The sequence below is a fragment of the Abditibacteriota bacterium genome (genome assembly GCA_017552965.1).
Taxonomy (GTDB): domain Bacteria; phylum Armatimonadota; class UBA5829; order UBA5829; family UBA5829; genus RGIG7931.
This window is the reverse complement of the sequence record JAFZNQ010000039.1, coordinates 77,099-91,899: the sequence shown is the minus strand read 5'-3', so window position 1 is coordinate 91,899 and position 14,801 is coordinate 77,099. Positions and strand designations below refer to the sequence as shown.

Here is a 14,801-nt window from a genome sequence, read left to right as displayed (position 1 = left end):
GCTCATGAGAGCCGCCTTTTTTTGTCCGTTTATATGGTCCGGGCGAAGGCCCTGATCTCCTCCAGCTTCTCCGGGGACTTGTTTTCCCGGCCGTGGGCTGTGATGATCCCGCTGTTGCCTATGCCCAGATAGCTGAGCATGTCCTTGTACTGGCACACCGCTGCGTTGTAAACGCCGGGGGAGCCGGAGGACAGGAGCAGAGCCATGCGGCGGGTCTTTTCGGGCCGCATCAGGGCATACATCCTCTGCACCGCAGCCTGCAGCTGGGCGGTGGGAGCAAAGTAGTATATGGGGCTGGCCAGCACCACGAACTCGGCCTCTGCCAGCAGGGGATACACCTTTTGCATGTCGTCCTTCACGGCGCAGCGGCCCTCCCCTTCTCCGTGGCAGTATTCGCAGGCCCGGCAGCCGCCTATATCCATCCTGCCGGTCTGGAGCAGCTCCACCGTATGGCCGGCGGCCTCCGCGCCTTCCCGGAAGGCTTCGCACATGGCCGCGGTATTGCCCCCGGCCCGGGGGCTTCCGTTCAGAATAAGTACCTTCATTGTTCCTCCTTCAGCAGCTCTCCGGCGATGACCGCCGTCAGAGCTCTGTAGCACTGATGGGTGGCATACACGTCCCGCAGGGCCCTGTGGGAGGGCATGGCCTCCACCTCCAGCCTCTCGGAAAGGGCCTCCAGACTGTGAGACACCTTGCCGCCGCATCTGGCGGGGGTGAACACGCTGCGGCTCAGCTGCAGGGTGTCCACGTAGGGGTTCAGGAAATAGCGGCCGGTGACCTCCCTGGAATAGTAGCTCAGAAAGCCCAGGTCAAAGGTCACGTTGTGGCCCACCACCGGCAGGTCGCCCGCCAGCTCCAGAAACTCCGGCAGCACCGTCTCTATGGGCCCGGAAAACCTGACGATCTCCCGGGATATGCCCGTGAGAAATGTGATGGCGGGAGGGATGTCTCCCCGGGGCCTCACTGTCCGGCTGAACTCCCGGACCACCCGGAAGTCCTCCGTCAGCACGGCGGCGATCTCCAGTATCTCGGAGCCCCTGCGGGGTGAAAAGCCGGTGGTCTCCAGGTCCAGACACACGTAGGTGTCCGGCAGCATGTCCAGCCTTTCGCCTCTGGGCACCGGGGCTATTTTTTCAGCCATTCGGCCAGTTCTTTTTTCTTTTCCGGCGACAGCTCTCCGGCCAGCTCCTTGAGCATCTTCAGCTTTTCCTCATCTCCCGCTCTGCGGAAGTTGCTCTCAAAATTGTTCTCGGGAGGCACCGAATCCTTGCCGAGATAGCTGATGACTATCCTGTCCTTGTCGGCGTGAAAATAGTCTATGAGAGCCTCGGCTATGGCCACCGCCTTCACCGCGCTGATGTTGCCCTCAAAAAAGAGCCCGTTGTCCAGATCGATGGGCCAGTTCAGATAGGCCTTGTCCTCATAGCAAAAATACTCCTTGCCTCCCGGGATGGTGAACTTGCCCAGGTCCGTGTCCGGATACTCGGCTATGAGCTTGTTGGCCAGAGCCTTCACCAGCTTCATCCAGGTCTTGGACTTGGTAAAGGTGATCTCCTCGTCGTCGCCGTATTTGAGGGCGTAGGCCTTGGTGTAGGCCATGTTGGGCACGTTGTCCCAGCTGATCTTGAATATTTGTTCGTTCTGTTCCATATGCTGCTCCTTGACAGAGCCCCGAGGGCCTGCCGTCTGATTTATTCGCCCTGCCACTTCTTCCTGATCGCTTCGTAGGCTTCGTCGGGGATATCCACGTCACCGAAGGAGCAGGAGCAGGGAGGCTGGCCGGGCAGATGGGCCAGAGCCGGGTCCGCGCAGTAATAGTCGTTGCGGAACTGCTCTCTCTCCGCCTTGATCCTGAGATCGGGGCAATCCATGGGAGCGTTGCCGTTAAAGAGGGACTTCAGGCCCAGGGTCCCCAGCATGGTCATATCCACCGCCGTATAGACGTCGATGGCGTTCTCCTTGCCCTCTCTGTCCAGAATGCTGTCCAGAAAATACTGCATGGTCCAGTAGTCCGACCCGCCGTGGCCCTCGGTGGACCGGGATATATCGTTTTCCGTGTCGAACTCGGGCCTGTAGTAATTGCCTTCCTTCTTGTCGTGGATCCAGGTGTGGAGCATATCCACGGTGGCGCCAAAGCGGTCGGTCTCCATCTGGCCGTTGGTCCCGTACACGCAGTACCAGATGGATTCCTGCTGCCGTCTGTAGCCTCCCGTAAGGAATTTGCCGGTGCCGCCGTTCTCAAACTGCACGCACAGCATGCAGCCGTCTCCCTTCCGGGCCGTGTAGGTCTGATTGAGCCTGTTGGGGTTCTCGTAGGCAGTCACCTTCACCGGCCGCAGCCCCGTGATAGTCAGGATGGGTCCGGCTCCGTGGGTGCAGTAAAAGGTGGAGGGGGCCCAGTTGCGCCAGTGGTTCCTCTCGCCGTAGGTGATCTGGGGCCAGATGGGCTCGCAGTCGTGGACGTATTCGCCCTCCCCGTGGAGGAACTCGCCTATGTCCCCTCTGCGGTATATCTTGCGCATCTCCCAGGTGCCTCTGAAATAGGAGTAGTTTTCGGCGTAGGTGTACACCTTGCCGGACTCCTCCACCGCCTCGATGAGATCCACGGCCTCCGCCATGTTCTGCATGCACAGCACCTCGCTGGTCACGTGGCGGCCGGAGCGGAGGCATCGGGCGGCGTAGGGGGCGTGCTCCGTGGCGTAGTTGGCCATGACCACCGCGTCCATATCGTGCTCCAGGAACTGGTCAAAGTCCTCGTAGAGGGTCACCTTTTCCCCGTATTTCTCTGCCAGGGCCCTGCAGTTTTCCAGAGCGGGCCTGTATTTATCGCATATTGCCACCAGCTCCGCGTCGGGGTGCTGGCTCATGACTCCCACCATGGTAGAGCCCCGGCCGGCGCCGAAGACGCCGATCCTGATCTTTTTACTCATATATATATCTCCTTGCCAAGAATGATATTCTCTATATATTATAGCACAGAATACCAAAAAACGAGTCCCGGCAGCATTTTTTTATTATTTTACCGTCCCGCAGGCTGCCCCTCGGCGGGCCTGCCGTCCGGGCTCCCGGCTCAGTCCGTGGGCTGCTTGCCTTGCATCAGGTCGTTGAACCTGCTGTAAAAGAGATCGGTTTGCCGCCTATCGAAGAGAGACGTGACCTCGTTTTTGTATTCACAGTATCTCGTGGATCTCTGCAGAGGATCGGAGGCAGAGGCCAGATCCTTGCCCAGCTTCTCGTTGAGGCTGCGTATTTTGCGCTGCTGCTCCTCCGAGAGCCCCATGTCCCTGAAAAAGTGCCATCCGTGGGGACGGGGATACGCATAGAAATAGCCGCGGGCATACAGGGATCTGCTCTCCCCCGAGTCCTTCGCCCGGAGCTCCCGCTGCTCCGGAGTAAGGATATCCAGCAGAGCCTGCTCGTATTCCTTTCCTATGGCTTCGCTCCGGTCGTCATTGACGGCTTCCGTCAGAGGACCTGCGGACGCGGGGGCGTCGATCCGTGACATATAGAGCCTCAGCTGCCTCTTGTATTCCGCCTCATACAGGGCAAAATACCGCTTGTTCAGCTCTTCGACCTTTTTCTTCTGGGCCGCGGAAAGGGTGATCTTTACGGCAGGGGTGGCGGGCGCATCCGGCGCCAGCCTGCCGGGAAAATCTGCGGCGAAGTCTCTGTGGGCGGCCTCGGTGGCATCGGGTATCTTTTTGGCAGGGTCGGGACCTGCCGGGGCAGCTCCCGGCTGCGGCGCCGGACCCTTCACGGGGGCTCCGGCCGCCCGGAGATCATCCCAGTCCGCCTTCACCTTCGGGCCGACAGACTTGCGGAAGCCGAGGGGAGACCCCCGGAACATGTTCTCATACTGCTCCTTTTGGGAGTCGTCCAGGAAAGACTTGAGCCTGGTCTTGTATTCTTGCGCCGACTTCAGTCTTTCCAGAGGAGACCGGCTTTTTTTGAGGGAATCGCCATACTCCGCGCTCAGCCGCTCTATCCGGTCCTTCTGCCGGTCGGTCAGTCCGAAGGATCTGAAAAAATAGATGTCGTGGGGCTTGGGATACATGCCTGAATGGTGGTTCAGGTCATAGCCCAGCGTGTCGGCTTCGACGGTGACTCTGCAGCGGGCCGTCTGCGTGGGTGTGAGAAACGACCGGAACTCCTTTTCGTATCCCGCTCCGAGAGCCTCGCTTTTGCCGTCGCTCTCCAGCTTCACGTATTCCTTCAGGGGGTGAGGCCCGGTGATCCGGGTCATATATACCCCCAGCTCCCTTTTGTATTCCGCTTCAAACAGCCTGAAATAGCGCTTGTTGAGGCTCTCCAGCTTTTTTCTCTGCTTCGGCGTCAGCCCCAGATCCAACGCGTAGTCGCTGTCAGGATATATCTTGCAGGGAAAGGCGTCGGCCATACTGCCGAGCGCATTGTCCGGACCGTACTTCACCCTGTGTGAGGGACCCCCGGACTTGAGGGTCTTGCGGTCTGCGGGGGAGACTGTCTGCCGGGGAAGCTGAGACGCGCCGAACGGCCGGTAGGCCTTTGCCGCGGACGAGACCGGCCCCGGCGGGACCGCGCTCTCTGTCTGTTTGCGGGCGGCATAGTCGCCATAGGCAGAGCCGGCGCGAAAGCAGACGATGCAAAACAGCGCCGCTGCCAATATCAGCAACAGTGTCTTTTTCATATCAGCCTCCACCCCTGCCGGCGCGCCCGTATAGCCGAACAAGCCTCCCGGGAGGCTTGTTGACGCCCTTCGGAAGCCCGGGCAGGCAGAAAGCGGCAGGCATATTGCCTGCCGCAGCAACAAACACAGCGTAGGTTATCCATATGTTCGTCTTCGTATGGTCCTCCAAAGCCCTGTCCGGGCCGGGATCAGCGGACGGAATACTTCTTGTTGGTGGAAGGCGTGTCCTTCATCCTCTCGGGAAAAGGATCGCCCTTGCCGGGATTTATGACCCCGGGAAAGCCCAGATACATCTCGTCCAGCCTTTCCTGCTGCTTCTTGTTCAGCATGCTCCTTACAGACCTGTCATACTCGCTCATGACCTTTTGCCGGTCGCTTCTCCCGGTCTGCTTCCGGAGCTTGTCCGAGAATATCTTGTTCAGATTTTCCAGCTGCCGTCTCTGAGCGGTGGTCAGGTCCAGATCCCGCAGGAAGGAGGACTCGTAGAGATAGTCGTATCTGTCGTCGAACAATCTGTAGTCGTCATACCAGTCCCCGGTATACTGTCTTTTCAGCTGCTCGTATCTGGTCCTCTGTCTGCCGGTCAGCAGAGCCTTGAAGGCATTCTCGTAGCCGGAGGACATATGGTACATGCGGTCATCCCGGCCTGCGCCGCGGACCGGGGCAAAGCCGCCGTGATCCCTGTAGTCCTGCCTGTATCTGTAGCTGTAGTTGGAGTTCAGCTCTCTCAGCTTTTTCTTCTGAGCCGAGGTAAGGCCCAGCTCTCTGGCTATCAGGCCGTCGGGAGAGATCATGCCCAGGAAATAGGAGCCCGTAGTCAGGCCTCTGCCCTGAAAGCCGGCCACGGAGGGATAGCCCCCCTCGCTGCCGGGGGCCAGGATCGGGAAGTCGCTCCCGGAGGACCCGGAGGGTCTGGCGCTCTTTTTCACCACGTCTGCTCCGAAGGAGGCGGTGACGGCCAGGATCAGTATCAGCATCAAAACCGTTTTTTTCATCTTGTTCACCAGCATACTGTATTATTAGAGCGGCGCTCTTACATTTATACTACAATTTTTGCCTCCGAAAAGTTCCGCCGGGCTCCGCGGCGGCGGCAGTCTCTTTCCCGGCCGCATATTATTGCAGCGACCGTGTTGCAAACGGCCGGGGTTTTGTAGTATAATTATAATGAATAACTATACCCGGGAGGGATAGCTTGGGCTATATTTCTCTATTCAGAAAATACAGATCGGAAAGCTTTGGAGATTTGGTGGGACAGGAGCATATCGTCCGCACCATATCCAACTTTATAGCCACAGGCAAGATCCCCCAGGCCTATCTGTTCTGCGGCACCAGAGGCACCGGCAAGACTACCGTGGCCAGGATACTGGCCAAGGCCCTGAACTGTGAGAAGGGCCCCACTGCGGAGCCCTGCTGTCAGTGTCCGGCCTGCGTCTCCATCAGGAACGGCAACGCCGTGGACGTGTATGAGATGGACGCCGCCAGCAACAGAGGCGTGGACGACGTGGAAGCCATAGTGGACAGCGTTAAATACAGGCCCGCGGAGCTCCGCTACAAGGTGTTTATCATAGACGAGGCCCACCAGCTCTCCGCCACGGCAAAGGACGCCTTTCTCAAGACTCTGGAAGAGCCTCCCTCCTACGCGGTGTTCATACTGGCCACCACCGAGGCCCACAAGATACCGGTCACCATCAGGAGCCGGTGTCAGCAGTTTGACTTCCGCCGGGGCACTGTCGAATCCATCGGCAGCCGGGTGGCCCACGTGGCAGAATGCGAGCACGTGACCATGACCCCGGAGGCGGTGAGCCTGATAGCCAGAGCCGCCAACGGCTCCTACAGGGATTCCCTGAGCATACTGGAGCAGGTCATCTCCTTTTCCGGCGCGAACATCACCGACAAGGACGTGACGGGGGTCCTGGGACTCATAGAGGACGACATACTTTTTGACATATCCCGGGCCGTCAGGGACAGGGATGCGGCCGCTGCCTTCGAATATTCGGGGCGGCTCCTCTCTGCCGGCAAGGACATCAGGGACGCCATCCCCCTGATAGCCGGGTTTTTCAGAGACCTGCTGACAGTCCGCATAGGCGCCGACAAGACCAGAGGCAGCCGGTGGGAAGAGCAGGCGGCCCGGTTCGAGGTGCAGGAAATAGTGAGAGTGATGGACGTATTCCTGTCCGCCGAGCAGAGCCTGCGCTACACCACGGACGCCAGACTGGTATTTGAGCTGGCATTTTTGAAGGCCTGCGCCGGAGCGGCGAGCCCTGCGGCGGCGCCGGAGGTCCTGCCGGTCCGGCAGCAGCCCCGCGCAGAACAGCCCCGAGCGGAGCAGCCGAAGCAGGAGACCCGGCCTCAGCCCGCCGAGCAGCCTGCCTCCGCCCCGGCTGAAAAGCCGGTGCGGGTGCTCCAGACGAAGCCTGCCGCAGACAAAAAGGAGCGTCAGGCCGCCGGCAGGTCCATCAGCATAGACAACCTGCGCAGCTTCTGGAAGCGCTACCTGAACTACGTGCGGGAAAAATACCGCAAGGAGCAGCTGGTCAAGGGAGCCGAAAAGGCCGTCCTCAGGGATTATCGCGACGGCACTCTCTTTGTCAGCTTTGCCCACACGGACGGCTTTATCTGCAAGCTGTGCATCGAGGAAAAAAAGACTCTGGAGCAGGCTCTGGAGGAATGCTATCAGTTCCACATCAACATGGAGTTTGAGACAGAGCCCGCGCCCCGGGAAGCAGCTCCCCGGGAGGCAGACGACGCCCGGGTAGTCCCCCCTACCCCGGAGGGGCTGGAGACGGCCCCGGCTCCGGAGGAGCCTCCGGCAGACAGGGAGGCGGTGACGGTGGACAATCCCAGACTTACGGCGGAGGAGCCGGACAACCCTCTGGCCGACCCGAGATATGACGATCATCCCCAGCTGGCAGAGGCCAAAAAGCTCTGGCCCGAGGCGGAGATCGATACGATATACAAATAACAAGGAGACCACATTGGCAAAAGGAAGAAACAATTACGGCGGCTTCGGCGGCGGTATGAACATGCAGAACATGATGAAGCAGGCTCAGAAGATGCTGGCCGAGCAGGAAAAGATCCAGGAAGAGCTGAATCAGAAGATCTACGAGGCCTCCAGCGGCGGCGGCATGGTCACCGCCAAGGTCACCGGCGCCTGCGCCCTGACTGAGCTGACCATCAAGCCCGAGTGCGTGGATCCCCAGGATGTGGAGATGCTCCAGGACATGATCATATCCGCCGTCAACGAGGCGGTCAAGCAGGCCAAGGCAGCCGAGGAAGCTCAGGTATCCCAGCTCACCGGAGGACTGAATATACCCGGACTGAAGTTCTGAATGGAGGTCCCCATTCTTCTGGGACTGGGCAGCAACCTGGGGGACAGAGAGGCCAACATAGCCCGGGCCTGCAGCCTGCTGAGCCCGGGGGTCACCGTCCTCAGGCAGTCCGCCCTGAGGGAGACCGAGCCCTACGGCTACAGGGAGCAGCCCCTTTTTCTGAACGGCGCCCTGTACGGGACCACCTCTCTCACTCCTTCGGAGCTGCTCAGGTGGGTGAAAGAAACGGAGAAAATATGCGGAAGGCGTGAAACATTTAAATGGGGGCCGAGGGTCATAGATATAGACATCATATTTTATGACAACATCATCTACGACAGCCCGGACCTGGTCATACCCCACAGGGATCTGCGACAGAGACCCTTTGTGATCGAGCCGGCTCTCGAGATCATTCCGGAGACAGAGCGCCTGCATTGGAGAAGCTATATTACAGGAACAGCTTAAGTATGGACATAGACAAGAACTTTTACGAGATACTTGATATCGAAGAGACTGCTTCAAAGGACACCGTGAAGAAGCAGTATCACAAGCTCGTGCGCCAATATCATCCGGATATAGCCAAAAATCTGCACGACGCAAACGAAAAGTTTATTGCCTTAAACGAGGCCTACAGGACTCTCAAGGACGACGTCCTCAGGGAGGCCTACGACTTCGGTCTGGCTCAGGCCAGAGAATACGCCCGGCAGCCCCATCCCGCAGAAGAGCAGCAGCCGGAAGAAACGATCGTGATCGAGACTCCCGAGATGCGGCGGCAAAAGGAGCTGCAGTTCTCCAACCTCATAGAGACTGCCCGGGGCCTCATCAAGCAATCCAAGCCCAACGAGGCCGACCAGGTGCTGGAAAAGGCTCTGGAGCTGAAGCAGAACTCAGCCGAGCTGTGGGAGCTGAAGGGCGACATACACAGGTCCATGCGCTCCTTCGACGTAGCCATGGCGTCCTACTCCAAGGCTGCCCAGCTGGCAGGCAACAATCCCGCCATCCGCGAAAAGCTCATGGACACGGTGGCGGAAAGGAGCGGCAAGCCACGCAAGGCCACCAGCTCCACCACCAGCGCCAAAAAGAGCGGAGGCTTCTTCGGCAAGATATTCAAATAGACATGCTTTTTTTCCACTACGATACGGTGGATTCCACCATGGACCAAGCCGCGGGGCTGCTGCCAAGTGTCAGCAGTCCTTTTTGTGTGACTGCCCGGACCCAGACCCGGGGCCGGGGCAAGCCGGGCCGCAAGTGGCATGACACGGCGGCGGAATCCCTGCTCATCACCTTTGCCTTCCCCTGCCTCAGGCCCGCCGGCGAATACAGCTTTGCGGCGGGGCTGGCAGTCCGCAGGACCCTCCTGGGGGTCTGCGGTCTGGACACCCGTCTCAAATGGGTCAACGACCTGTATGCAGGCGGCCGGAAGCTCTGCGGCATCCTGTGCGAAAAGGCTTCCTGCGGCGGCGCGGCCTATATGACCATAGGCATAGGGATCAACGTCCGGTCCTCAGCCTTCCCCCCGGGCCTTCGGGCCACCTCCGTGCTGCTGGAGACCGGCAGGCTCATAGAGCCTCAGGTCCTCACCCTGCCCCTGTCCCGGGAGCTGGAGCGCTGTCTGGAGCTGCCCTTTGACGAGATCATAGGAGAGTGGAGCAGCCATATGCTCCTCCTGAACGAGCGGGCCTCCGTAGCCTGCGGGAGCAGCTCCGTCACCGGCGTCATCAGAGGCGTTGACAGGGAGGGCAGGCTCCTGGTGGAGACAGGCTCCGGGCTGCAGCGCCTCTCCTCCGGCACCTTCCTCTGACACAAAAAAAAACAGACCCTTGCGGGTCTGCTTTTTTTGTTTGTTCTTATCTGTCTGCAGACTTGGGGAAGCTCATCTTGGCTCCGCTGTTTCTCCAGCCGCCCACTATGGTGCCCAGCACGGTAGGCTGATTGACGTCGCCGTTGTCTGCCACGGACGGGTCGGGATAGATCACACCGTCCATCTCCTCCACGGTCCTGTTCCAGAGGGCGATCTGGTCTGCCAGCTCCAGGAACCATATGGCTCTGGGGGACTTTTCTATGTTGGGCAGATAGTCGTCCACGTTGTAGGACCGGATGTTGGTGTTGCTCCAGACCAGTCTGGGAGCCCACCACTCCTGGTTGTTCTCGTTGCCGTCATAGACGTCCTGGAAATCCACCTCGAACACCTCGCCCGTATATTTGCCCTTAGCCAGATATACGTTGCCGTCATAGGGGTTCTTGTAGCGGTAGTTCAGGTCGCCGCTGAAGCCGTTGGTCACCAGCCAGTTGCCGTTGCCCAGGACCTTCAGATCCATAGGCACCAGAGGAGCCTTCAGAGGCAGCCAGTTGTTCCTGTAGGTGGTGTTGCTGCCCTGGGAGTAGCCGGAGGCAAAGCCGGCTCTCTTGTAATAGTCCGCCGAGAAGGCCTTTACGCGGCCGGGGAAGGTCACCAGCGAGTACTCGGCTACCTGAGAGCCTCTGGTCAGCTTGTCGGCCTCGGGACTGTTCATACCGAAGTAGCTGGCAGTCACGAACCTTCTGCCCTTCCACTGATAGGTGCCGTCGGAGTTCTGTATGGGACTGTTGGACCCGTCTCTCGCCACCACGTATTCCACTATGCCGCTGTCGTCCAGCACCGCTATGCCTATGTGGGACATATCGGCCGACTCGGAGCCCTGGTTGAAGTGATAGCCCGTGATGACGGCCTTCTTCAGACCGCTGATGGACTGGAGCAGCTTGTTGCTGACGCTGTCGGCCAGCATATCTCCGAAGGTGCCGGGCACGCCCAGCTTGTCGGTCTTCTTGCCTATGGAGTCGATGGCCTTGCCGTATCTGTTCACTGTGTCTGTGTTGTCCAGCAGATCATAGGAATAGATGAGCACCGAGCCGCCCTTGCTCTTCTTCAGGCCGCTGCGCTCGGCAGCGTTGAAGTTGGCGATGCCTGCCACCACCAGCCGGACGTCCTTGCCGGCCACGGGGTCTCTGATCACGTCGGAGACCTGCACGGAGGTGAACTTGAACTTCTTGTCGGTAAAGCTGTCGTAGCAGATCCAGTTCAGATAGGGCATGATCTCGCCCTTATCGGTGACGAAGCAGTCCTCCAGATGGCCGTTGTTGTCCACCAGAGTCATATCCACTATGCGCTTGTTGCCGGAGTCGGCCACAGTGATGTGGTATCTGTATATGAAGTCGCCCAGCTTTTCGGTCCACACCTGGAAGTCGCTTATGTTGCTGAGATCCGAGCTCTGGCCCGAAGGCATCAGACCGTACTGGTCCACGAACCTGTTGAAATACCAGCTGTATTCCATGCCGTCGTAGGAGCTGGTCTTGACTATGCCGGCCTTGTCAAAGAACATCACTGCCTTTCTGCCGGCGTCGGCTACCACGATGCAGCTCTTGTTGTAGAAGTTGTCGTCCACGTGGTAGGAGGCCTTCACCGGATTGTTCAGGGTGAAGCCGCTGCGCACCCAGCTGTTGCCGTCCCGGATCATCATCTCGGGATTGGTCAGCCTCCAGGCGGCGTCGCCGTTGCCGTCTATCTCCAGCACCTTGTTGTTGTCCACCACCAGGGTGCGGCTGTTTTCAAACAGGGCGATACCCGGGGTCCCGCTGACCTGAGCGGGGGCAGCTATCAGGTTGCTGCCTATGGACGGAACGCCCATGGCCACGTTGCTGTTGCCTGTCAGATAGAGAGAGTCGGGCAGGCCCGACGACTTGATGTCTGTCACTTTGCTGCCGGAGAGAATATTGGCCTTGGGCGAAATGGTATATACGCTGTTGCTCACGAAGCTGGAGTTCTCGTCCTGGGTCTCGGCAAAGACCATCACGTTGTCCCCGGACACCACCGGGCAGATGGCGGCCTTGGTGTTGCCGGGCAGGATGCTGTACCAGCACAGGGTCTGCCATTCGCTCATATCCACGTAGAGCTTCTTGGTCTTATTGCTGTCACCGTCCCACACGCTGAGGCTGTTGGAGGTGTTGTTCTCGTTGTAATCGTCCGGTATGAAGGGATAGGTGTCGTTCTTGATGGGCAGGAATTTGGCGTCCACGCTGACGAACACGGGCAGGGCGGCCGTCACGCCGCCGCAGGGCAGCCACTTGGGATCGGAGTTTTCGCCCACGGTGTGCCGCAGGGTGTTGTTCTTGGTGATGGTGATGATGCCCTGTTCTTCATCCAGACCCAGCTGCAGGCCGGCGTTGCGCACGTTGAACCGGATGGCGTCGGGTCCGTAATCCTTGAACACGGGATCGGGCTGATATATCATCACGTCATAGGTCTTGTCCCGCACCCAGGCGTCGGACTCATTCTTTTTGTTGCTGTAGAGGCGTACGGGGTTGCCGTCTTCGTCCACGATCTTCAGCTTGTATGTAGGGTCGTTCTTGACGCAGATGACAGCCGTCCTGTTGATGCCGTCAACGGTGGCAGTGGCTGTAAAATAGACTCTGTCGCCCACTGCGACGGGATCGGAAAGGCTGGTGATATCCGGCAGGTTCGTGGTCCCGTAAGGAAACTCCCAGTCGATCTCCGACTTGAGAGAGCCGGTGTAGGTGGAGGTGCCCTCGGGCAGCTTCATGCCGTCATAACCGCCGTGTACCAGATAGGACCACTGCATGGCTCTGGTGTTGGCCACGGTCCCGTTGGTGATAATGGAATTGTTGTAGATCTTGGCTATGTATCTGTTCTTTTTGGAGCCGGTCTCGTCCACGTCATAGGTCTTCAGTTTGATGACAAAGCCGTCGCCCGCATTGGCCAGCACGTTGTTCTCTATGTAGAAATGACGCGTTCCCGTGCCGCCTCCCACCGGAGCATTATCGTATTTGGGCACGTAGGTCAGGATGAACTTCATGTCGCTGAGGCGCACGTACTTCAGCCTGGACTCGCCCCTCACCAGGTCGCTGTCATCGGACATGGCAAGATAGGAGGAATCGTCTTCGCTGTTGGTCACCCTCTTGGACTTCAGCATCAGACTCTTGTTGTCCTCCACTGTATAGTCCGAGCCCTCTGTCAGGGTGAACTGCTCCACCGGCAGCTCGTCGTCGATGTTGTATTCGCAGACCACGTCCAGCATGTATTCGCCGCCCTCGGTCTTGTAATAGCTCATCTTGTTGCTGGCAAAGGAGGGATACACCGTCAGATCCGGCTTCAGCACGTCTGTGGAGGGCTGATTGGCCGGCTGATTGGAGCACACCTCGTTTTCCACAAACACGGGCACCGAGGAGATGCTGGGCTGGTCGGAGTCGGAGCTGATCTTTCTGGTAGCCATGACCACGTGGGTCACGTAGGCTCCGTTGCTCTCCGTGCAGGAATACAGCAGGGGCTGAGCCAGCAGCATCCTGTCGTTGGCGTTGACTGTGACCTTGGTCACCCAGCTGTGCTGAGCCTCACCGGAGGAGAGATCCTTGGTGTAGATGCAGTGCAGCCTGGCGTAATTGTCGGCATAATAGACCCAGTTGTCTCTGACCAGAGGAGCATAGTCCGTGTTGGCAAAGTCGTCGGTATCATCGGGATGGTCCGTGTCCTCAGGCTCGTAGATCTTCAGCCATCTGCCTGTGCCCACGTTCATGCCGCCCATGGTATAGGTGATACCGTCGTAGAGATAGACCACGCCGTCCTCGTCATAGACCACCACGTCATTCTCGCCCAGCACTGCAGGCTTGGACAGCTTTTTGTCCCGATCGGGGCACTGGCCGTTGGTGAGCTTTTCACCCTCTATATACACTGCGTAGTTGCCGGGCATGTCGGTGGTATAGATGACCCGGTTGGCGTCTATGATGGGCTTGGCCTTGCCGGCGAAGCCGCCGGTATAGGTCACGCTGCTGCCCAAAAGCCCCGTGAGGGCGCCGCTGCGGAGAGTGGTGTTGCCCAGGGCATAATACAGCATGTTGAAGGCAGCCTTCTTGTAGTCGTCGGAAGCGGAGAGATCCACGATCTTTCCCGTCAGGGAATCAAAGCTGAAGACCACCTTGCCCTCGCCCACCTTCACCACGCTGTAGGAAGGAGCGTCGTTGTTGAAGGTGATGGCGGAAAAATTGTGCTCCAGACCCAGAGTGCCTGTCTGCTGCAGGCTGCCCTCGGACAGGTCGGTGATCTTGTCCAGATCCAGCACGAAGGGATAGTCCAGTATGGGGCTGGTGCTGCTGATACCGGAGCGTCCGGAGGCCTTGCCAAAGGACAGCTTGACTATGGGAGTGATATCTATGGGCACGCTCTTGGAGGGCTTGTCCGTGTCATACCACAACACGCCGCCCCTGGCTACCCAGTCCTTGACTGTCTTGTTCATGGACAGGAGCTGATACACGTCGCCGGCGGCATAGGGCACCAGCAGCACGTCCAGCTGCGAGAGGGCCCTGGCTGTCACGCAGTCGGCAGGCAGCAGCCAGTACACGGGATTGTTTCTCTGGTCGTTGTAGAAATTGGTCGGATTTATATTAGTATTCCCTGCGTAGTCGGCAAACTGAGCATACTCGGGCATGGCATTGGGATTGTAGAACTCAAACTCAATGTTGGCTCTGGCGTCTATGCCGATGGTATCCCTTGACAGATTCAGGCTCTGGAAGGTCAGCAGAGTATCGAGCCAACCCGAAGATATGGTCCTGGCGGTGCCGCTTCTGTTGACGATGACACCGTTGCCGTTGGCATCCGCAAGCTCCAGCACGGCTGCTCTTACCTTGACCGTGGCATTGTAATGCTGGGCCTCGGCAAACAGCATGGTGCAGCACACTGCGAATAAGGCAGCTGTTAACAGGATTTTTATGGTATTTCTCATAGTTAAAACTCCGCTCGGGGCATAATAATATAACTATCTTTGTCTGTACTTCAATGG

General features: G+C 58.7%; 12 protein-coding genes. 5 read left to right on the top strand and 7 right to left on the bottom strand.

The genetic code is table 11. From position 1 onward, the window contains the following. Nucleotides 1–29: 29 nt before the first annotated feature. From IK083_04315 to IK083_04290, 6 genes are all read right to left on the bottom strand, one after another. Nucleotides 30–545 carry an NAD(P)H-dependent oxidoreductase gene (locus IK083_04315; protein MBR4748781.1) on the bottom strand — a complete coding sequence of 172 codons (516 nt, stop codon included), beginning with the start codon at nucleotides 543–545 and terminating at the stop codon, nucleotides 30–32. Further along, nucleotides 542–1,141: a 3'-5' exonuclease gene (locus tag IK083_04310; GenBank protein ID MBR4748780.1), complete on the bottom strand. Its 600-nt coding sequence runs from the start codon at nucleotides 1,139–1,141 to the stop codon at nucleotides 542–544. Before IK083_04310 ends, IK083_04315 begins: the two co-directional genes overlap by 4 nt. Then, entirely contained in the window at nucleotides 1,126–1,650 is a 525-nt protein-coding gene (locus IK083_04305; protein ID MBR4748779.1) for a hypothetical protein, read from the bottom strand. The genes IK083_04310 and IK083_04305 overlap by 16 nt, the downstream gene beginning before the upstream one ends. A 41-nt stretch (nucleotides 1,651–1,691) precedes the next feature. Continuing rightward, the gene (locus tag IK083_04300) at nucleotides 1,692–2,930 is read right to left on the bottom strand and encodes a Gfo/Idh/MocA family oxidoreductase (protein ID MBR4748778.1); all 1,239 of its coding nucleotides are present in this window, start codon (nucleotides 2,928–2,930) and stop codon (nucleotides 1,692–1,694) included. Nucleotides 2,931–3,070: 140 nt separating this feature from the next. Beyond that, entirely contained in the window at nucleotides 3,071–4,666 is a 1,596-nt protein-coding gene (locus IK083_04295) for a hypothetical protein (protein ID MBR4748777.1), read from the bottom strand. Nucleotides 4,667–4,854: 188 nt separating this feature from the next. After that, a complete protein-coding gene (locus IK083_04290) occupies nucleotides 4,855–5,661 on the bottom strand; it encodes a hypothetical protein (protein MBR4748776.1) in 807 nt (268 codons plus the stop codon). Between the two features lie 197 nt (nucleotides 5,662–5,858). On the opposite strand from IK083_04290, the gene dnaX reads away from it, so the two are divergent. The 5 genes from dnaX to IK083_04265 are packed head-to-tail and all read left to right on the top strand — an operon-like array spanning nucleotide 5,859 to nucleotide 9,775. After that, nucleotides 5,859–7,628 (top strand): DNA polymerase III subunit gamma/tau, encoded by a 1,770-nt coding sequence (gene dnaX / locus IK083_04285; GenBank protein MBR4748775.1) that lies wholly within the window; start codon nucleotides 5,859–5,861, stop codon nucleotides 7,626–7,628. Between the two features lie 13 nt (nucleotides 7,629–7,641). After that, nucleotides 7,642–7,995: a YbaB/EbfC family nucleoid-associated protein gene (locus tag IK083_04280; GenBank protein ID MBR4748774.1), complete on the top strand. Its 354-nt coding sequence runs from the start codon at nucleotides 7,642–7,644 to the stop codon at nucleotides 7,993–7,995. Continuing rightward, the gene (gene folK / locus IK083_04275; protein ID MBR4748773.1) at nucleotides 7,996–8,439 is read left to right on the top strand and encodes a 2-amino-4-hydroxy-6-hydroxymethyldihydropteridine diphosphokinase; all 444 of its coding nucleotides are present in this window, start codon (nucleotides 7,996–7,998) and stop codon (nucleotides 8,437–8,439) included. It abuts the gene before it with no gap. Between the two features lie 2 nt (nucleotides 8,440–8,441). Continuing rightward, nucleotides 8,442–9,089: a DnaJ domain-containing protein gene (locus tag IK083_04270; GenBank protein ID MBR4748772.1), complete on the top strand. Its 648-nt coding sequence runs from the start codon at nucleotides 8,442–8,444 to the stop codon at nucleotides 9,087–9,089. Nucleotides 9,090–9,091: 2 nt separating this feature from the next. Beyond that, entirely contained in the window at nucleotides 9,092–9,775 is a 684-nt protein-coding gene (locus tag IK083_04265; protein ID MBR4748771.1) for a biotin--[acetyl-CoA-carboxylase] ligase, read from the top strand. A gap of 46 nt (nucleotides 9,776–9,821) precedes the next feature. Here IK083_04265 and IK083_04260 read toward each other — a convergent pair whose 3' ends face one another. Then, nucleotides 9,822–14,744 carry a hypothetical protein gene (locus tag IK083_04260; protein MBR4748770.1) on the bottom strand — a complete coding sequence of 1,641 codons (4,923 nt, stop codon included), beginning with the start codon at nucleotides 14,742–14,744 and terminating at the stop codon, nucleotides 9,822–9,824. Between the last annotated feature and the right edge of the window lie 57 nt (nucleotides 14,745–14,801).